The 18,475-nt window shown below is 71.8% G+C and carries 19 protein-coding genes; 9 read left to right on the forward strand and 10 right to left on the reverse strand.

Annotated elements, in window-relative coordinates; translation table 11 throughout:
* The first annotated feature begins 32 nt into the window (after nucleotides 1-32).
* Nucleotides 33-1,286 (forward strand): FAD-binding oxidoreductase, encoded by a 1,254-nt coding sequence (locus JYK18_RS22385; RefSeq protein ID WP_206803879.1) that lies wholly within the window; start codon nucleotides 33-35, stop codon nucleotides 1,284-1,286.
* Between the two features lie 12 nt (nucleotides 1,287-1,298).
* Here the strand turns inward: JYK18_RS22385 and JYK18_RS22390 are convergent, their stop codons facing one another.
* Nucleotides 1,299-1,964 (reverse strand): response regulator transcription factor, encoded by a 666-nt coding sequence (locus JYK18_RS22390; protein ID WP_206803880.1) that lies wholly within the window; start codon nucleotides 1,962-1,964, stop codon nucleotides 1,299-1,301.
* Nucleotides 1,961-3,124 carry a sensor histidine kinase gene (locus JYK18_RS22395; RefSeq protein ID WP_206803881.1) on the reverse strand — a complete coding sequence of 388 codons (1,164 nt, stop codon included), beginning with the start codon at nucleotides 3,122-3,124 and terminating at the stop codon, nucleotides 1,961-1,963. The genes JYK18_RS22390 and JYK18_RS22395 overlap by 4 nt, the downstream gene beginning before the upstream one ends.
* A gap of 238 nt (nucleotides 3,125-3,362) precedes the next feature.
* Here JYK18_RS22395 and JYK18_RS22400 point away from each other — a divergent pair, with 238 nt between their 5' ends.
* From JYK18_RS22400 to JYK18_RS22410, 3 genes are all read left to right on the forward strand, one after another.
* Nucleotides 3,363-6,476: an AfsR/SARP family transcriptional regulator gene (locus JYK18_RS22400; protein ID WP_206803882.1), complete on the forward strand. Its 3,114-nt coding sequence runs from the start codon at nucleotides 3,363-3,365 to the stop codon at nucleotides 6,474-6,476.
* A complete protein-coding gene (locus JYK18_RS22405) occupies nucleotides 6,473-7,258 on the forward strand; it encodes an isocitrate lyase/phosphoenolpyruvate mutase family protein (RefSeq protein WP_206803883.1) in 786 nt (261 codons plus the stop codon). Before JYK18_RS22400 ends, JYK18_RS22405 begins: the two co-directional genes overlap by 4 nt.
* A gap of 105 nt (nucleotides 7,259-7,363) precedes the next feature.
* Nucleotides 7,364-7,603 (forward strand): ATP F0F1 synthase subunit C, encoded by a 240-nt coding sequence (locus tag JYK18_RS22410; RefSeq protein ID WP_206803884.1) that lies wholly within the window; start codon nucleotides 7,364-7,366, stop codon nucleotides 7,601-7,603.
* A gap of 58 nt (nucleotides 7,604-7,661) precedes the next feature.
* Here JYK18_RS22410 and JYK18_RS22415 read toward each other — a convergent pair whose 3' ends face one another.
* Together JYK18_RS22415 and JYK18_RS22420 are read right to left on the reverse strand one after the other, a co-directional pair.
* Nucleotides 7,662-8,486 (reverse strand): hypothetical protein, encoded by an 825-nt coding sequence (locus JYK18_RS22415; protein ID WP_206803885.1) that lies wholly within the window; start codon nucleotides 8,484-8,486, stop codon nucleotides 7,662-7,664.
* Between the two features lie 68 nt (nucleotides 8,487-8,554).
* Nucleotides 8,555-8,983, reverse strand: a complete 429-nt coding sequence (locus JYK18_RS22420; RefSeq protein ID WP_206803886.1) for a MarR family winged helix-turn-helix transcriptional regulator — start codon at nucleotides 8,981-8,983, stop codon at nucleotides 8,555-8,557.
* 78 nt (nucleotides 8,984-9,061) lie between these two features.
* On the opposite strand from JYK18_RS22420, the gene JYK18_RS22425 reads away from it, so the two are divergent.
* On the forward strand, nucleotides 9,062-9,418 hold the full coding sequence (locus JYK18_RS22425) for a VOC family protein (protein WP_206803887.1): 357 nt from the start codon (nucleotides 9,062-9,064) through the stop codon (nucleotides 9,416-9,418).
* Here the strand turns inward: JYK18_RS22425 and JYK18_RS22430 are convergent.
* The gene (locus JYK18_RS22430) at nucleotides 9,399-10,058 is read right to left on the reverse strand and encodes an SDR family NAD(P)-dependent oxidoreductase (protein ID WP_206803888.1); all 660 of its coding nucleotides are present in this window, start codon (nucleotides 10,056-10,058) and stop codon (nucleotides 9,399-9,401) included. The genes JYK18_RS22425 and JYK18_RS22430 overlap by 20 nt on opposite strands.
* A gap of 123 nt (nucleotides 10,059-10,181) precedes the next feature.
* Between JYK18_RS22430 and JYK18_RS22435 the strand changes: the two genes are divergently transcribed.
* Together JYK18_RS22435 and JYK18_RS22440 are read left to right on the forward strand one after the other, a co-directional pair.
* Nucleotides 10,182-10,832, forward strand: coding sequence for a cutinase family protein (locus tag JYK18_RS22435; protein WP_206803889.1), 651 nt, complete (start codon nucleotides 10,182-10,184; stop codon nucleotides 10,830-10,832).
* A 45-nt stretch (nucleotides 10,833-10,877) separates the two neighbouring features.
* Nucleotides 10,878-11,885 carry a glutamate--cysteine ligase gene (locus tag JYK18_RS22440; RefSeq protein WP_206803890.1) on the forward strand — a complete coding sequence of 336 codons (1,008 nt, stop codon included), beginning with the start codon at nucleotides 10,878-10,880 and terminating at the stop codon, nucleotides 11,883-11,885.
* On the opposite strand, the gene JYK18_RS22445 is transcribed toward JYK18_RS22440, so the two are convergent.
* Nucleotides 11,882-12,847 carry a zinc-binding dehydrogenase gene (locus tag JYK18_RS22445; protein ID WP_206803891.1) on the reverse strand — a complete coding sequence of 322 codons (966 nt, stop codon included), beginning with the start codon at nucleotides 12,845-12,847 and terminating at the stop codon, nucleotides 11,882-11,884. The genes JYK18_RS22440 and JYK18_RS22445 overlap by 4 nt on opposite strands.
* Before the next feature lie 58 nt (nucleotides 12,848-12,905).
* On the opposite strand from JYK18_RS22445, the gene JYK18_RS22450 reads away from it, so the two are divergent.
* Nucleotides 12,906-13,253 (forward strand): VOC family protein, encoded by a 348-nt coding sequence (locus JYK18_RS22450; RefSeq protein ID WP_206803892.1) that lies wholly within the window; start codon nucleotides 12,906-12,908, stop codon nucleotides 13,251-13,253.
* 36 nt (nucleotides 13,254-13,289) lie between these two features.
* On the opposite strand, the gene argG is transcribed toward JYK18_RS22450, so the two are convergent.
* Both argG and JYK18_RS22460 read right to left on the reverse strand, forming a co-directional pair.
* Nucleotides 13,290-14,735 (reverse strand): argininosuccinate synthase, encoded by a 1,446-nt coding sequence (argG, locus tag JYK18_RS22455; protein ID WP_206803893.1) that lies wholly within the window; start codon nucleotides 14,733-14,735, stop codon nucleotides 13,290-13,292.
* 310 nt (nucleotides 14,736-15,045) lie between these two features.
* Nucleotides 15,046-15,675, reverse strand: a complete 630-nt coding sequence (locus tag JYK18_RS22460; RefSeq protein WP_206803894.1) for a TetR-like C-terminal domain-containing protein — start codon at nucleotides 15,673-15,675, stop codon at nucleotides 15,046-15,048.
* Here JYK18_RS22460 and JYK18_RS22465 point away from each other — a divergent pair, their 5' ends adjacent.
* Entirely contained in the window at nucleotides 15,676-16,548 is an 873-nt protein-coding gene (locus JYK18_RS22465; protein WP_206803895.1) for an aminoglycoside phosphotransferase family protein, read from the forward strand.
* A 3-nt stretch (nucleotides 16,549-16,551) separates the two neighbouring features.
* Here the strand turns inward: JYK18_RS22465 and JYK18_RS22470 are convergent, their stop codons facing one another.
* Together JYK18_RS22470 and JYK18_RS22475 are read right to left on the reverse strand one after the other, a co-directional pair.
* Entirely contained in the window at nucleotides 16,552-18,093 is a 1,542-nt protein-coding gene (locus tag JYK18_RS22470) for a glycosyltransferase family 39 protein (protein WP_206803896.1), read from the reverse strand.
* Nucleotides 18,094-18,204: 111 nt separating this feature from the next.
* Nucleotides 18,205-18,459: a hypothetical protein gene (locus tag JYK18_RS22475; RefSeq protein ID WP_206803897.1), complete on the reverse strand. Its 255-nt coding sequence runs from the start codon at nucleotides 18,457-18,459 to the stop codon at nucleotides 18,205-18,207.
* Nucleotides 18,460-18,475: the final 16 nt, after the last annotated feature.

Here is an 18,475-nt window from a genome sequence, read left to right on the forward strand (position 1 = left end):
TGGTGTCCGCAACGGATCCTACGTTGGCGACCATGATCGAGAACAACCACGAAGTGCCCGGTTACCAGCTGCTGGCGGCGCACCGGCCCGCGGTGGTCGTCGACGCGTCCACCAGCGAAGACATCCGCGACGCGGTGCGGCTGGCGGTGGCCAAGGGCGAGCCGGTCGCCGTGCAGGCCACCGGCCACGGGCTCACCCGGCCGCTCGACGGCGCCGGCGTGCTGATCACCACCGGGGGCATGGCGGCGGTCGAGGTGAACGCCGCGGCGGGCACGGCCTGGGTCGAGGCGGGCGCGCGGTGGCGGGACGTCATCGACGCGGCGGCGCCGTACGGGCTGGCGCCGCTGTCGGGCAGCCTGCCGGGCGTCGGCGCGGTGTCCTACACGCTGGGCGGCGGGGTCGGCGTGCTGGCCCGGCGGTACGGCTTCGCCGCCGACCACGTGCGCCGCATCGACCTGGTCACCGCGGACGGTGAACTCCGCGAGGTGACCGCCGAAAGCGACCCGGACCTGTTCTGGGCCCTGCGCGGCGGTGGCGGCAATTTCGGCGTGGTCACCGGGATGGAGATCGAACTGGTGCCGGTAGCGCGTCTCCACGGCGGCACGCTCACCTTCGACGTGAGGCCGGAGCTGCTGGAGACCTGGTACCGGTGGACGGCCGGGCTGCCCGAGGAGATGACCTCGGCGGTGGCGGTGCTCGCCTTCCCCGGTCACCACGTCGCCAAGGTTCAGATCGCCCACCTCGGGTCCGGAAAGGACGGTGACGAACTGCTGGAACCGTTGCGCGCACTGGGGCCGCTGGCCGACGAGGTGCGGGAGATCCCGTTCGCCCGGTCCGAAGTGGTCTTCGGCGAACCGGACCAGCCGCACGCCTACCGGGGTGACAACCTCCTGCTGGCCGACGTCGAGCCGGCCAAACTGCCCGCGCTGGCCGACCGCACTGCGGCGATGTGCGTGGTGGGCCTGCGGCACCTGGGTGGCGCGCTGTCGCGGCCCGCCGGGATCCCGAACGCCGTCGGTCACCGCGACGCCGGGTACCTGCTCGGCGTGCTTTCACCGACCAGCCCCGAGGAGGTGCCCGCGGTGCGTGCCCGGCACGATGCGCTGCTGGAACCGTGGTCGGCGCAGGCGGTCGGGCGCTCGCTGAACTTCCTCTTCGACGACGTCGATCCCGGGAAGGTCGAGTCCGCGTTCGCCCCGGCGGACTACCGGAAGCTGGCCGCGCTCAAGGCCGAACTCGACCCGGATGCGTTGTTCCGCGCGAACTTCCCGATCCCGCCGGGGTGAACCCCGCGTGGTTCAGTCGGCGGTGCACAGGCCGGTGCGCCACGCCCAGGCGGCCACTTCGACCCGGTTGCGGGCGTCGAGCTTGCGCTGCACGTTGGACAGGTGCGTTTTCACCGTCGCCTGGCTGACGTGCAGGCGGCCGGCGACTTCGTCGTTGGTGTGGCCGCGGGCGACCAGGCGCACCACGGCCTCCTCGCGTTCGGTCAGCGCCTCCACCGGTTCCGGCTCGGGCGCGGCGTCGGGAGTGCGCCGGGGCGCCAGGTGCGAGAGCAACCGCACGGTCACCGACGGGGACACCATCGAAGCGCCGGTCGCGGCCGCGCGCACCGCTTCGACCAGCAGCGCGGGTGACATGTCCTTGAGCAGGAACCCGCACGCGCCGTTGCGCAACGCCCGGTAGACGTACTCGTCGAGGTCGAAGGTGGTGGCGATGAGCACGTTCAGCGGGTCCCGCACCCCGGCCCCGGCCAGCAGCCGGGTGGCTTCCAGCCCGTCCAGCCCGGGCATGCGGATGTCGAGCAGGCACACGTCCGGGCGCAGGCGCCGGGCTTCGTCCACGGCGGCGCGGCCGTCGGCGACCGCGGCGACGACCTCGATGTCCGGCTGGGCGGCCAGGATCATCCGGAAGGCCGTGCGGATCATTTCCTGGTCGTCGGCGAGCAGCACCCTGGTGGTCATGGTGCCGATGATCCCTTCACCGGCAGCAGGGCGGTGACCCGCCACCCCCGCTCGGCCGGGCCGGCGACGAGCGAGCCGCCCGCGGCACCGACCCGTTCCTCCAGGCCGACCAGCCCGTGCCCGCCGGTGCCCTGCGGCGCGGGCGTGCCGTCGTCGGTGACGGTGAGTTCCAGCAACCCCTCGTCACCCGGCCGGGCGCGCACCTCCACCCCGGCGGCGTCCTCGGCGTGGCGCAGCACGTTGGTCAGCGACTCCTGCACCACGTGGTGCGCGGCGTCGAGCACCGGACCGGGCAGCGGCCGCGTGGCGAGTTCGGTGTCGAGCGCGGTGGTCACGGCGGGACCGGTGGGGGAGAACCCGCCGACGGCGGCGTCCACCACCTCGCCGAGCGTGCGGTACGGGAGGTGGGGCGCGGGTTCGTCGTCGCGCAGGGTGGTCACCATCGACCGCATCGAGGCCAGCGCCCGCGAACCGGCCAGCTCGATCCCGGCCAGCATCGCGTCCAGGTCGGCCGGGTCGGGCGTGATGCCCGCGGCGGTGGTGTAGCGCACCGCCTTGGTCTGGGCCACGATGCCGGTCACGTGGTGGGCGACGAAGTCGTGCAGGTCACGGGCGTAGGCCAGCCGCTGCGCCTGCTTGGCCAGCTCGAAGCCGTCGGCCCGGCGCCGGTCGTGCAGGCGCAGGTACAGGCCCAGCAGCACCAGGAAGGCCACGCCGAGGAGCAGCAGGGCCGCCATCAGCCCCAGGTACTCGCTCTCCACCTCGCCGACCCGCAGCGGCAGCAGCACGATCGCCACCGCCAGCGCGGCGGAGGCGCCCGCCGCCCGCAGTCGCGGGAACTGCACCACGCCGTGGACCAGCAGCCACGCCAGGCCGGCCAGCTCCACCACGCCGAACGTGTTGTCCGGCCAGTCCCGCGCCAGCCAGCAGTACGCGGTGAACGCCACCGAAACCGCGGCCACGCCGGCGACGGCCGCCGGGCGCACGGTGGTCAGTGCCAGCACGAAGACGGGCAGCGCCGCGCACAACGCCAGGCCCACGCCGGTCGGCACGCTCTCCGCGCTGAACGCCTCGGCCACGGCGAGCCCGAGTGCGACAACCACGATGGACACCACGGCGGCCCGCTGCGGCAGGCGGCGCCGATCGCTCAGTTCCGGCATGTCGATCACGCTACGACAACCCCACCGGCGCGGACCTCATCCTTTCGGCTGGGCGCGGCGACCGGGTCTAGGCGATCCGGTGGAGCGTCCTTTTCGGAGCACCGCCCAACCCGGTAAGTGTCCACTGTGGACCGACCGGTGCGCGGCGGATTCCCCCATCGGAACCAAGGCGTCCTAGCCACTGGCGCTTGGCGGAACCTTGGGCATATCTTGAACGCCAAGCCGGAGAGGAATTCTGATGGCGGCGGAGTTCTCCTTGCTGGGGGCGATCGAGGCCCGCGAACACGGTCGGCCGGTCGCGCTCGGGCACGCCCGGCAGCGCCAGGTGCTGGCCGTGCTGCTGGTGGACGCCGATCGACTGGCGCCGGTCGGCCGTTTGGTCGACCGCGTGTGGGGCGAACGGGCCCCGCAGGGGGTGCAGGCGACCCTCTACAGCTACGTCTCCCGGTTGCGCCGAGCGCTTTCGCTGCTCTCGCAAGCCGTCACCATCCAGCGCGGGCCCGGCGGCTACCTGCTGGCCGTGGACCCGGGCGCGGTCGACCTCCACCGGTTCCGGTCACTGACCGCGCGGGCTCGTGCCGCCGACGACGGGCAGGCCACGGCCCTGTTCGAGCAGGCACTGGACCTGTGGCGCGGAGAGCCGTTCGCCACCGTGGATTCGCCGTGGTTCAACGGCTTGCGAGAGGCACTGCACCGCGAGCGGTTCGCCGCCGAACTCGAACTGAACGACCTCCGGCTGCGCGGCGGCCGCACCGCCGAAGTGGTGACGGCCTGCGGTGCCGCGCTGGCCGCGCAACCGTTCAACGAGCGCGTGGCCGGGCAGCTGATGCTCGCCCTGTACCGCAGCGGCCGCACCGCCGACGCGCTGGCCTGCTACGAAAGCGCCCGCCGCCGCCTCGCCGAGGAGCTGGGCGTCGATCCCGGTGAGGCGCTGAACCGGCTGCACACCGGCATCCTGGGTGCCGATCCCGCGCTCGCCACCCCGGCACCGCCCGAGGACGGCGAACCGGAACCGGCGGTGCGCGTCCGCGCGTGGTCGCCGCCCGCGCTGCTCCCGTCCGGGGTCCCGGATTTCACCGGCCGCCCCGGCGAATCGGCGGCCCTGCGGGAGCAGTTGACCGGACGCGCCGGGGTCACGGTGATCGCCGGGATGGGCGGGGTCGGCAAGACCGCGCTCGCGCTGCACGCCGCGCGGCAGGCGGCGGAGGCCTACCCGGACGGGCAGCTCTGGGCGAACCTGCGCGGGGCGGAGGCGTCTCCGCTGAAACCCGGTGACGTGCTCGCCCGGTTCCTGCGCGCGTTCGGGCTGGCGGACCGGGCGATCCCGGCCGAGCCCGCCGAACGGGCGGAGCTGTACCGCACCCTGCTGGCCGGGCGCAAAGTGCTGGTGCTGCTGGACAACGCGGCTTCGGAGGAGCAGGTCCGGCCGCTGCTGCCGGCCACGCCGGGCAGTGCCGTGGTGATCACCAGCCGAGCCAGGCTGACCGCGCTCGAAGGCGCCCGGCGCATCGACCTCGACGTGTTCACCGCGGAGGAGTCGGTGGGACTGCTCGCGCGGGTGGCCGGCGAACACCGCGTGCGCTCACAAGCCGAGGACGCCGCGGAGATCGTCAGCCTGTGCGGCGCGCTCCCGCTCGGCGTGCGGATCGCGGGCGCCCGGCTGGCTGCCCGGCCCGCGTGGCGGTTGGCCCATCTGGCCGCGCAACTCCGCGACGCGCGCCTGGATCGGCTGGCCACCGGTGATCTGGCCGTGCGGGCCTCGCTGACCTTGAGCTACCAGGGGCTCGATGAGCGCTCGCGACGGTTGTTCCGCCTGCTGGGCCTGTTCGAGGTACCGGATTTCCCGGCGTGGCTGGCCGCGACCGTGCTCGACTGCCCGGTGGGCGAGGCGACCGAGCACGCCGAGGCACTGGTCGACGCGCACCTGCTCAGCGTTTCCGGCACCGACCCCGCCGGTCAGTACCGCTACCGCTTTCACGACCTGGTAAGGCTTTTCGCCGCCGAACGCGCCGAGGCCGAGGAACCGGAGGACGAGCGGCGGCGGGTGGTTTCCCGTGGTCTGGGCGGTTGGCTCGCCCTCGCCGAGCGCATGGCCGCGAAGATCCCCGGCCCGTGTTACGCCTCGATCAGCGGTGACGCGGTGCGTCCGCGGGCTGAGCGCCTCCTGCGCGGGTTCCGCGACGAATGGGCGGACAGCTGGTTCGACGCCGAGCGCGCCGCGTTGCTGTCGGCGGTCCGTCAGGCGTGCCGCCTCCGCGACGCCGAACTGGCCTTCGACCTGGCCGGGTGCCTGGAGAAGTACTTCGACCTTCGGGGCATGTACGCGGACTGGGCCAAGCTCGACACCGAGGTGATGACCGTCTGCCGGGACACCGGGCACCGGCTCGGGGAAGCGGTGATGCTGCGCGGCCTGCTCGACGTGACCACGTGGATCACCGACGGGCAGGACGGCAACGCGATGGCCCGGCTGCACGCGGAGGCCCTGCGCCTGCTGGAGGTGTTCACCGGACTGGGGCACCAACGCGGGATGTCGGACGCGGCGGTGATGTGCGCGTGGTCGTTCACCGCCACCGGTGCCTACACCGAGGCCGTCGCCATGGCCGAACGCGCGCTCGGCCTCGCGGAGATCTCGGGTCACCTCGGCGGGCGGATCCGCGCCGAACTGGCGCTCGCGCTGGCCCACTTCCAGAACCGGCGGGTGGACATCGCCATCGCCCACGCGGACAACGCGCTGGAGCACGCCCGGATACTGGGCAATCCGCGCTGCGAGGCCACCGCCCTGCAGTTCGCCGGGATCGGGCACCGCGAGCTGAGCCGGTTCGGCACGAGCAGGCGGATGCTCGAAGAGTCGCTGGCCATTTCCCGCCGCTACCGCGACAACTACACCGAGGTGCTGACCCTGCTCGCGCTGGCGCGCCTGCACTTCCAGTGCGGCGACCCCGAGGCGGTCCCGACCGCGCAGGCCTCGCTCGCGCTCAGCCGCGAGTACCGGATGACCCACCACCTGGCCGAGGCGCTCGAACTGCTCGGTGAACTCGAACTCGCCGCGGGCAACCCGGCCGGGGCGGTGCCCTACCTGGAGGAGTCGGTGGCGCTGTGGCGCACCCGTGGCTGGCACTCGTACCTGGCTACCGCGCTGACCGGGCTCGGCAAGGCCCACGCCGATACGGATCCGCGCGCCGCTGCGTCCGCCTTCGAGGAGGCACGCGCGTTGTTCGACCAGGCCGGGGACCCCGCCAAGGCCGCCGAAGTGGGGCAACTGGCCGAGCGGGCCGGTGAGTGGGCAGACTTGGCCGCAGGCGGGCCGGCGGTGGCGCCGGCGCCACGAACAGGTGAGGGAAGGTCCAGATGACCGGCAAGGATGTCGCGGCCAAGGCCACCGAACTGCTCCGGCTCCACCGCGAGCCGGAGTTGCTGCGGGTGGTCAACGTCTGGGACGTGATCAGCGCGAAGGTGGTCGGTGACACCGCGGGCACCACCGCGCTCGCGACGGCCAGCCACTCGATCGCCGCTTCGCGCGGTTACGAGGACGGCGAGAAGATCCCGGTCGCGGAGATGATCGAGGAGGTGGGGCGGATCGTCGCCGCCACCGAGCTGCCGGTGAGCGCGGACCTCGAAGGCGGTTACGGGAACGCGGCCGAGACGGTCCGGCGGGCGATCGGCGTCGGTGTGGCCGGGGCCAACATCGAGGACCAGCTCAAGCCGCTCACCGAGGCGGCCGCGCAGGTCGAGGCGATCGTGAAGGCCGCGGCCTCGGAGGGCGTGCCCGATTTTGTGCTCAACGCGCGCACCGACGCGTTCGTGAAGGCGGGCGACCGCGACCCGGCCGAGGTGCTCGCCGACGCGGTCCAGCGCGGCAAGGCCTTCCTCGACGCGGGCGCACCCGTGGTTTTTGTGCCCGGTTTGCTTTCCGAGGAGCAGATTTCCACGTTGAGCGAGGCATTCGGCCCGCAGCGGCTGACCGTCATCGGGCTGCCGGGTTTGCCGTCGCAGGAACGGCTCGTCGAACTCGGTGTCGCGCGCATTTCCTACGGCCCGCTTACGCAGCGGGTCGCGCTGACCGCGCTGGCGGAACTCGCCGAATCCGTGCGTGACGGCGGTGGAATTCCGGAAGGAACTCGTCCACTGAACTGAATTTCCCCGGCGCTGCGCCGATTCGGCGGTCGCGGGGGGCGGTCCGGCCCGGCCACAGTTGACGGGCCGGGCCCGGCCGGGCCCGCGGAGCGAAGGGGAAATCCGATGAGCAATCTGGTTCTCGCCCAAGCCGCCGTCGACATCAATCCCGGACTCGCCACCATCGGTTACGGACTGGGGGTGATCGGTCCGGGTATCGGGGTCGGGCTGATCTTCTCCGCGGTGATCAACGGCACCGCGCGCCAGCCGGAAGCGCAGAGCAAGCTGATGACGCTCGCGTGGACCACCTTCGCCATCATCGAGGTGCTCGCGCTGATCGGCATCGTGCTGTTCTTCATGGTCTGACGGATACCCGGGGGTGCGGGCCGGTTCGCCCGCGCCCCCGTTCCGCGAGGTCGGTGTCCTACCGGGGGTCCGGAACGACCTTGGCGATGGCGACGTTGGCCAGTTCGGTCGCGGTGGCCGAGACGTTCGCGCCGTCGGATTTGTTGGAGTACTCGAATTTGTAGACGACATTGCGGTAGCGGGCAGTGACGTCCGCCGACGTCTTGTTGACCGTGATCAGGGCCTCGTCCGCGCCCCGCACGTTCACCGCGGCACCTTTCTGCGCACTGCGCCGGTAGTGCTCTTTCGCGGCGTCCACTCCGGACTCGGTCCGGGTGGCGCGGAAGTGGTAACTGGTGACGATCAGGTGCGCCGCCGGCACCTTGTCCTGGGACCAGGTGTCGGTGTTGCTCCAGTTGCACTGCCCCTGTTCGCGCGCGTCCGAGGAACTGCTGGACCCGGTCGGCTTGAACGTCATCCGGCCGGGGATGTAGGCCTTCACCTCGTGCTCGTCGAAGACCGCGCAGCCGCCCAGCGATTTCTCCACGTCCTGGGAGGCGTCGATGGGTGGTGGCCCGTCGGGCTCGTCGTTCGCGGTGAAGACCCAGATGCCGACGCCCGCCAGTATGAGCACGAAGACGGTGGCGAGCACCCCGATCAGCAACCCCAGCTTCCGCTTCGGCGGCGGATACCCCTGGCCGTAGTGGGGGTGGTGCTGCTGCGGGTACTGCTGCTGGGATTGGAACTGCTGGTGCTGCGGCTGCTGGCTCTGCGATGGCTGGCCCGGCGGCGACGGCTGCTGCGGCTGCTGCGGCTGCTGGTGCGGCGGCTGCTGGTTCTGGTGCGGCGAGTACTGCTGGTTCTGCTGGGGCGGGTACTGCCCTGGCATACCGGGCCCGGTCATCCCACTCCCTCGGTCAAGCTGCCTCGTGCGTCGGGCGCCAGTCTCGCGAGGGGGCTTTCACCGCGCTTTCAGCCCGAGGAAACCGCCGCCGCCATCCGGTCGAGATCGGCGAGGAACTGCGCCCGGCGGCTCGCCGGAACGGCCTCGGTCAGGCGCTGGTCGATCGCGTAGACCGCCGCCCGTGCCTGGTCCAGGCGCTCCTGACCCGCGTCGGTGAGGCGCGCCGGCAGCGCCCGCCCGTGGTCGCTGGTGGCGGGCCGGGTGATCAGCCCGTCGGCCTGCAACGCGCGCAGCACCACGTTCATCGACTGCCGGGTGACGAACGTCCCCCTGGCCAGTTCGGCGTTCGACAACCCCGGCTGCTGGTCGAGCAGTTCGAGGCAGGCGTACTGCGGCACGGTCAGCCCGTGCTCCCGCAGCGCCTTGTCCATGGCGCCGCGCAGGGCGGCGGCGGCCCCCTTGAGGCGGTACCCGAGGCGGGCGGTCACGTCTTGCATGTCAGGAGTTTGACATACGACCACCGCCGGGTCTACCGTCGCTCATGTCAAAGTCCTGACATCAACCAGGAGGTACTCATGGGACCGGACTTCCTCGCCCTGCAGGTGCGCGACGTGGCGAAGGCGGCCCTCTTCTTCGAGGAGCAGCTCGGCCTGACCCGCGCGCCCGCCTCCCCGCCGGGCGCGGTGGTGTTCGCCACCGAACCCATCCCGTTCGCCGTGCGCGAGCCCCTGCCGGGCCTCGACCTCGACGCGATCGAGCAGCCGGGCGCCGGGATCGCGCTGTGGTTCCGCACGGACGACGCGCAGGCGCTGCACGACCGGCTGGCCGGCGCCGGTGTCCCGGTGCTACGGGCGCCGGAGAACGGCCCGTTCGGCCGGATGTTCACCTTCGCTGCCCCGGAGGGCTACGCGATCACCGCGCACGACGGCTGAGTCCACTGTGGAGCACCTCGGCCGTCCACTCCGGACGCGGCTGGGTGTGCAACCGCCAGTAGTGCTCGGCGATGTCGTCGGGGTCGAAGGCGGTGCCGGGCGCGACGGGGCCGTCCACGGTCACCGAAGCCACGTGGACGCCCTCGGCTCCGTACTGGTGGTCGAGCAGTCCGACCAGCGTGCGCACCCCGGCCTTGCCCAGGGACAGACTGGTGTAACCGGCTTTCGGCTCGGGCATGCCGCCGGTGATCAGGAACGAGCCCCCGGCCATCGCGGGCAGGACGTGCGTGGCCGCGGTCAGCGCGCCGAGCACGTTGACCGTGTACGCCGCCAGGTGCTCGCGGACGCTCAGTTCGCCGGGAGCGTCGGGCTGGATGAGCGCGGCGTTGTAGACCACGACCTCCGGCGGCCCGAGCCGGTCGATCGCGGCGTCGAGCGCGCCGCGCAACGAGGCTTCGTCGGCGGCGTCGGCGGTCAGCGAGAGCACTTCGGTGCCGTGAACGCCGACCGCGGCGGCGACGGCTTCGAGGGTGGAAGCAGTCCGGGCGAGCAGGGCGATCGGCAGGCCTTCCCTCGCGAAGCGGGCGGCGACCGCGCGGCCGATGCCCTGGCCCGCTCCGATGACAATGGCTCCCGGCATGGCACTCCCTCGAATCGGCGACGGCCGCGAACCTAGACCCTGACATCGGTGTGAAGGTCAAGTCACCGGATCGGGGGTTGGTGTTTCATCAGGAATTCATTGCTGTTCGTTAGTTTCTGACGAATGAAGAGGATTTCCGCATTTCTCGCCGGGGTCATGGCCACCGCGGGCGTGGTGCTCGCCGGGGCGCCCGCGGCGCAGGCCCAGTCGTGCGAGGGCACCTACACGATCGTGGTCGGCGGGACGGGGGACAACAACTCCGCCGCGCCCTACTGGGGTGGCAACATCAGCCAGCGCGTCGGCTACCCCGCCCAGCCGATCGGCATCAACGCCCGGCAGGGGGTGAACGAACTGAACCGGCTGATCCGCGACCACCGCAACGCCTGCCAGGACCAGCACGTCAAGGCGATCGGCTTCTCGCTGGGCGCGGCCGTGGTGCACACCTGGGTCACCGAGAACTGGGAGACCTTCGACAACGTCAACGCGGTGCTGATCGCCGACCCGAAGCGGGCGGGCGACCCGGGCGCGCCCGGTGCCGCCGCGCACCCGCTCGTCGCGCCGGTGGCCGGGTTCCCGCTGTCGGGGGCCGACGACTTCTTCGGCGACGTCCCGGTGCTCACCCTGTGCACCGACGACATCATCTGCGACGCGAACGCCGCCTCCGGCCTGCCGGGTTACCTGTGGGAGGGCAAGCACGGCAACTACAACTTCAACGTCGACACCTACGCCGACGACGCCAGCGGGCAGTGGTTCAACGGCGTCTTCTACCCGTGATCCGGCGCACGATTCGACGGCGGGAGCCCGGGTACTCATGAGTCCATGAGCACGATGGGCGTCGAGGAGGAGTTCGTGCTCGTCGACGCCCATCGGGTGCCGGTCCCGATCGCCGACAAGGTGTGCCACACGGCCGGGAGCCCGGCGGTCCGGCGTGAACTGCGGGACACCCAGATCGAGGTGGCCACCGGCATCTGCCGCACCGCCGCCGAACTCGAGGACCAGCTGACCACCGGCCGCGAGCTGGTCACCCGCGCGGCCGCCGAGCACGGCGCGATGCCGATGGCGACCGGCACGCCCGCCGAACCCTCACCGCCGCCCGGCCGGGGACGCGGGCGCGGCCGGGCCATCGACGACCGGTTCCGCGCGGTCGTCACCGACTACGAGGCCTGCGGTTGCCATGTCCACATCGGACTCGAAGACCGCGACACCGCGGTGGCCGTGGTCAACCACGTGGCCCCGTGGCTGCCGACGCTGCTGGCGCTGTCGGTCAACTCCCCGTTCCACGCCGGGCACGACACGGGGTACGCCAGCTGGCGCATGGTGCAGCAGTCCCGTTTTCCCGGCTCCGGGATCCCGCCGTGGTTCGCCGACTTCGCGGCCTACGAGCGCGCGGTCGACCGGCTGGTGGACTGCGGCGTGCTGATCGACGCGGACATGAGCTTCTGGCTGCTGCGGCTGTCCACCAAGTTCCCGACCGTCGAGTTCCGGACCGCCGATACCGCGAGCACGGTCGGCGAGGCGGTATTGCAGGCGTTGCTCTCCCGCGCACTCGTGCACCGCGCGCTGTCGGACCTGGCTGCCGGACGTGAGGCCGCCCCCTGCGATCCGCAGGTCGCCGCCGCCGCGGTGTGGGCGGCGGCCCGCCACGGTCTCACCGGCCCCGGCGTGGACGTCCGGCTGGGCACCCCGAAACCCGCCGAGGTGCTGGTCGCCGAACTCCTGGTGCACCTGCGTCCCGCCCTGGCGGACCAGGGCGACTGGGCGACCGTGCACGAACTCGTCGAATGGCTGCACCACCACGGAACCGGCGCCGAGCGGCAGCGCGCCTAGGGAACCAGCACCACCTTCCCGCTGGTGGCGCGGTTTTCCAGGGCCGCGTGCGCGGCGGCGGCTTCGGCGAGCGGGAACGCGTGCACGGCGGGAACGAGCTTTCCCTCAGCCACCGCGGCCAGCGCCCGGACTTCGTACGCCGGGCCCTCGTCGAGCCGCCCGAGGAGGTCGAGGAGCGCGTTTCTGGTGGTGATGCCGCGCGCGGCGGCCAGTTCCGGGTCCGGCACGTGGTCCTGCTGCGACGACGTGCCGATGGTGAGGAGCCGGCCCCCATCGGCGAGCAGGCGGTAGGCGGCTTCGGCCTTCGCGCCACCGACGCCGTCGAGGACCACGGTGACCGGACGCCCGTCGACGGCCTTTTCCCACCCCGGCTCGTTGTAGTCCAGCACCAGGTCGGCGCCGAGCGCCCGCACGACCTCCACCTTCTCCGGGCCACCCGCCGCGCCGATCACGGTGGCGCCGAGACCGCGTGCGTACTGCACCAGCAGCTGCCCGATCCCGCCGGCGGCCGAGGTGATCAGGACGGTGTCCTCGGCGGTCAGCTCGGCGACGTCGAGGAACTGAAGCGCGGTGGTGCCGGTGACCACCATCGCGACCGCCGCCTCGAACCCGACCTCGGCGGGAACGCGGTGCAACGCGGACACCTCGGCGACCGCCAGTTCCGCGTAACCGCCGGGCTCGCTCGCGGAGACGACCACCCGCGCGCCCAGCCAGGCGGCGTCCACCTCCGGGCCAACCGATTCGACCGTGCCCGCGACCTCGCCACCGAAGATCGACGGCAGCTCGGGCGGCGGTGGCGCGAGCCCGGTCTGGACGCCGGTGCGCATCACCGTTTCGATGAAGTGCACCCCGGCGGCGCGGACCGCGATGCGCACCTGACCGGGCCCAGGCTCGGGGTCGGGCACCGTTTCGTAGCGCAGGTTCGCCGCGGGGCCGTATTCGTGCAGAACGATTGCGTGCATGCGACCAGCGAACAACCTCAACCATGGTTCAAGTCAAGGGACCTGGTTGACTGGGCGCATGTCCGTGCGCCGTGTGATGCCCGTTGTCCAGTCCGAGAAGGAGCGGGAGAACCGCGAGTTCTACGGCCTGCTCGGTTTCGAGGAGGTGATGAACCACGGTTGGATCGTGACGCTGGCGTCGCCGGACAACCCGGGGGCGCAGCTCAGCTTCATGACGGCGGACAAAACCGCGCCGGTGTGCCCGGAGGTCAGCATCGAAGTGGACGATGTGGACGCCGCGTACGCGGAATTCCTGGCCAGTGGCGCGGAAATCGTGCACCCGCTGCAGGACGAGGAGTGGGGCGTGCGGCGGTTCTTCGTCCGCGATCCGAACGGCCGCGTGGTGAACGTGCTCAGCCACCGCTGACCCGCGCCCCGGTCGGGGGCGCGGGCGAGCGGGACCTCAGTCGGTGCCGAACTCCATCGCGGCGCGGTCCAGCACCGCGTCGCTGGAGGCGCGGCCGCGGGAGGCGATCGCCTCGGCGCCGCCCTCCGGCATCGCGCCGATCAGCCCGGTCGACGCCGCCTGCGCGGCCCCGATCAGCTTCGGGTGCGTGCTGCCGACCAGGCCGAGCCCGGCGTACTGCTCCAGCTTGGCACGCGAGTCGGCGATGTCCAGGTTGCGCATGGTGAGCTGGCCGATCCGGTCGCCGGGGCCGAAGGCGGAGTCCTCGGTCCGCTCCATCGACAGCTTGTCCGGGTGGTAGCTGAACGCCGGGCCGGTGGTGTCGAGGATCGAGTAGTCGTCCCCGCGCCGCAGCCGCAGCGTCACCTCGCCGATCACCGCGGTGCCGACCCAGCGCTGGAGCGACTCGCGCACCATCAGCGCCTGCGGGTCCAGCCAGCGGCCCTCGTACATCAGCCTGCCCAGGCGGCGGCCCTCGTTGTGGTACTGCGCCAGCGTGTCCTCGTTGTGGATGGCGTTGACCAGCCGCTCGTAGGCCGCGTGCAGCAGCGCCATGCCCGGGGCCTCGTAGATGCCGCGGCTCTTGGCCTCGATCACCCGGTTCTCGATTTGGTCCGACATGCCCATGCCGTGGCGCCCGCCGATCGCGTTCGCCTCCATCACCAGCTCGACCGCGCTGCCGAACTCCTTGCCGTTGATGCTCACCGGGCGACCCTGGTCGAAGCCGATGGTGACGTCCTCGGCGGGGATCTCCACCTCGGGGTCCCAGAACCGGACGCCCATGATCGGGTCCACCGTCTCGATGCCGGTGTCCAGGTGCTCGAGGGTTTTCGCCTCGTGCGTGGCGCCCCAGATGTTGGCGTCGGTGGAGTAGGCCTTCTCGGTGCTGTCGCGGTAGGGGAGGCCGTGCTCCTGCAGCCACTCCGACATCTCCTTGCGGCCACCCAGCTCGGTGACGAAGGCCGAGTCGAGCCACGGCTTGTAGATGCGCAGCTGCGGGTTGGCGAGCAGGCCGTAGCGGTAGAACCGCTCGATGTCGTTGCCCTTGAAGGTGGAGCCGTCGCCCCAGATCTGGACGTCGTCCTCGAGCATGGCGCGGACCAGCAGGGTGCCGGTGACCGCGCGGCCGAGCGGGGTGGTGTTGAAGTAGACCCGGCCGGCCGAGCGGATGTGGAACGCGCCGCAGCTGAGTGCGGCCAGGCCCTCCTCGACCAGCGCCGCGCGGCAGTCGACCAGTCGCGCGATCTCCGCGCCGTAGGCGGTCGCGCGGCCGGGCACCGAGGCGATGTCGGGCTCGTCGTACTGGCCGATGTCGGCGGTGTAGGTGCAGGGGAGCGCACCCTTGTCGCGCATCCAGGCGACCGCGACGGAGGTGTCGAGGCCACCCGAGAAGGCGATGCCGACCCGTTCGCCGGTGGGCAGGGAGGTGAGAACCTTGGACATAGCAAGAGTATGCATCCAAGGGAATAACCATGCAAATCCGGGGTGGTGAAACCCTCCGACCAGCGACGATGCCGGGTGGCTGAGGTGGCCGGGATGCTGATCGGCGGGGCGCCGCGGCCGCCCGGTGGTGGCTGAGGAAGGGGATGGCCACCGGGGCTCTGTCGGGACTGCCGGGACTCCGCCGGACTCGCTGCCCGGGCCGGGCGCATCGCCGAGGAGTGGTGGTCGGGGCCTCGTGCCGAGTGTCACGAAAGCCACTTTCGAGACGCCAGGCGTCTCGAAAGCCACATTCGTGACAGAGGGCCGCGCCTCACGCGGCCCGAGGGGCTCGCGGATGGGTGAACCAGCCCGCATAGGTGACGACCAGGCCCATCACCGCCAGGCCAGCGAAGAACAGGCGGGCCAGCAGCAGCGCCGTCGGGGAGAGCATGGTGGCGTCGACCGCGGACGACACCGTGTTCGGCACCGCGATCAGCAGGAACCCTCGCACCGCCACGAACCAGCCGAACAGCGAGATCGTGATCGCCGGCGGACCCCGCCGGCCGCGGTGCCCGCCGATGATCACCAGCTCGCCGCCCGGCATCGCCCGCGGGAATTCCTCGGTTTCGGCGGCCGACGTGGTGTCCGGCCGGGTGGCCAGGTGCTGCCAGCCCGCCCCGGCCAGGACGTCCAGCAGCCCGTCCGGAACGGTGTCGGCGGGCAGTTCGCCGCGGTCGCGCGCCTGCACCAGCACAGCCCGCCGGGCGTCGTCGCGGTGGTCGCCGAGCTGGTTCCGGTAGGCGGCGGCCAACTCGGGATAGTCCTCGATCGCGCCGTAGAGCCGTCGCAGCAGGCGGCGCGCCACCTGCTCGATGCTGAACGCCTCCGCGCCGCGTTCGAGGAACAGGTCGAGTCCGGCGGACAGCAAAAATTCCGTTGACTCCGCCGGGATGATCGCCACATGGTTGTTGATGGTCGTGCCGGGATCGACGCCGCGCTGGTCCGGCGCCTGATCGCCGCGCAGTTCCCGCACTGGCGGGACCTCGAAGTGATTCCGGTGGAGGTCGACGGCTGGGACAACCGGACCTACCGCCTCGGCGACACGATGACCGCCCGCCTGCCGACCGCCGAGGTCTACGTGGCCGCGGTGGCCAAGGAGAACGAGTGGCTGCCGCGGCTGGCGCCCGCGCTGCCGGTCGCCGTGCCGCGGATCCTCGGCCGGGGCGAACCAGGGGAGGGCTATCCCTTCCCGTGGTCGATCCGCGGCTGGCTACCCGGCGAGACCGCGGTACCCGAACGGCTCCCCGACCTGCCCGCGTTCGCCGTGTCGGTGGCCGAGTTCATCCATGCGCTCCAGCGCTGCGACACCACCGGCGGGCCGCTGGCCGGCGCGCACTGCTTCCACCGCGGCACCCCGCCCGCCCACTACGACGGGGAAACCCGGCGCTGTCTGTCCAAGTTGGACGGTCAGGTGGACACCGCGCGGGCGACCCGCGTCTGGGAAGCGGCGCTGGAAGCGCGCTACGACGGCCCGCCGCTGTGGTTCCACGGCGACCTCGCCTTCGGCAACCTGCTGGTGGAGCACGGAAAGCTGGTCGGGGTGCTCGACTTCGGCACCTCGGGCGTCGGTGATCCCGCCTGCGAACTGGTGCTCGCCTGGACGATGCTCGACGACCGCGCCCGCGCGGCCTTCCGCGAGGCGGTCGACCAGGACGAGGGCATGTGGGCGCGGGCCCGCGGCTGGGCGCTGTGGAAGGCCCTGCTCACGCTGGCCGCGGACCCGGCGAGGGACGACCAGCGGGAAGTGATCGAAAAGGTGCTCGCCGAAGCCTAGGGTCTACGACTGCATCGGGCTCATGTACTGCCAGGCGTCCGCCCACGACCGCAGCGGGCCCCGGCAGATGAACACGGCCTGCCCCTGCGTGCCGTTGTTGATCTGCTCGCCGTTGTCCACCAGCGTCACCGCCTTCACCTCGGCGAACAGGGATTCGGCGTCCTGCGGGGAGAAACCGACGACGATCGCGGTGGTGGCCGTTTCCGGCGGGCTGCCGAAGTACCAGTAACCCCGGTGCGGGCTGTGCACCTCGGGCAGGCCGCGCTCCGGGCCGTACTCGTCGAGCGCGCTGGCCTGCCAGTAGTGCCCGGCGAGCACGGTGGTGGTGGCGCGTTCGGCTTCCGGCACCGCGAGGTAGGCGCGTTCCACCGCGTCCACCATGTGCGGCCAGCCGAACTCCTCCAGTTGCATGTTCGCCGGGCTGAACGGCTGGTTCGCGTAGTGCGACAGCGGCCAGATCGGCGGCCCGGCGGGCAGGCCCCACAGCATGAGCACCCCGCACACCGCGTAGATCGGCCCGGCGATCCAGCGCACCTGCGCGCGCTTCGGCCCGCGCTGCTCGATCACCACCGCCGCGGCCGCCCAGCACACCACGAAGAGCCCCGCCATGTAGAACGAGCGCCCGTCGTTGTACCAGAACACGGCGATGATGCCCGCCGCGGCGAGGCCGTAGAAGCGGAACGGCCGCAGCGTCGGCGCGAAGAGCAGGGCCAGCACCCCGATGCACAGCATCACCGCGCCCAGCGGCCCGGCGACGTAGGAGAAGGCGACCGGGAAGAAGGTCTCCTTGCCGCCGCCCTCCGCCTCGATCTCCTTGGCCACCACCTCGGTCATCGCCGCCTGCGGCCAGTCGTGGGCACGCTGCCAGAGCAGGAACGGCACCGCCACCACGGCGGCGACGACCGCGCCGAGCCACAGCTGCTTCTTCAGCAGCATCTTGCGCGGGCCGAGCAGCAGCACCGCGATCGCGATGCCGATCCAGAACGCCGCCAGCATGACCTTGGCCTGCAGCCCGACGGCGGTGACCAGCGCGGCGTAGAGCAGCAGCCGGTCGTCGCGCTTGCGGACCCAGCGCAGCACCAGCCAGCCGGTCAGCGTCCAGAAGAACGAGTCGAAGGACTGGGTGGACAGCGTGTGCCCGGCGCCGTACATGAAGAACGGCGAGACGGCGAACACCCCGGCGGTGAGCAGCTGCGCCAGCTTGCCGCCGCCGAGTTCCCTGGCGATCAGCGCGGACAGGAACACCCCGGCGACGACCAGCGCGATGATCGGCAGCCGGGTGCCGATCACGGACTGGCCGAAGAGCAGGTCCATCGCGCGGGCCACCAGCGGGACCAGCGGCGGCTGGTCGGCCAGCCCGCTGCCCAGGTGCCGCCCGGCGGCCCGGAAGTACAGCTCGTCACCGAAGAACCCGTAGCGCCAGCTGGTCCCCAGCAGCAGGGCCGCGACCGCGCCCGCGACCACCGAGACCTGGCGCCAGGCCAGCTCCGGTGCCGTGGCGAGCGCCTGCTCCGGTGGGCGTTCGGCTACCGCGCTGGTCTGCAAAGAATTCTCCGAAACTGCTCCGATGTCGACAACCTAGGCTGCCACAACGCCGGGACCCGCACCTGCCCAGGCCCGGCTGGAGCACCGGGAACGTGTGCGGTACCACACGGATCAGTCCTCGCCACCGGACCAGTGGTGCAGGTAGGACAGCACGAAGCCGAGCAGGCCGGTGATCGCGGCGGCGGTGGTCATCGGCACGGCGAGCACACCGGCCACGCCTTCGACCACCGCGCCGCTGCCCACCACGATCCCGGCGGCCTGCCCCAGCACGAGTGCCACGCCGAGCACCAGGAACACCACCAGCCCGAGCTTGAAGACCGGCATGGTGACGCGCTTGAGCAGGGCGCGGGCGGGCGATTCGCTCATCAGGGGCTCCAGTGGG

Source organism: Amycolatopsis sp. 195334CR (genome assembly GCF_017309385.1).
Classification (GTDB): domain Bacteria; phylum Actinomycetota; class Actinomycetes; order Mycobacteriales; family Pseudonocardiaceae; genus Amycolatopsis.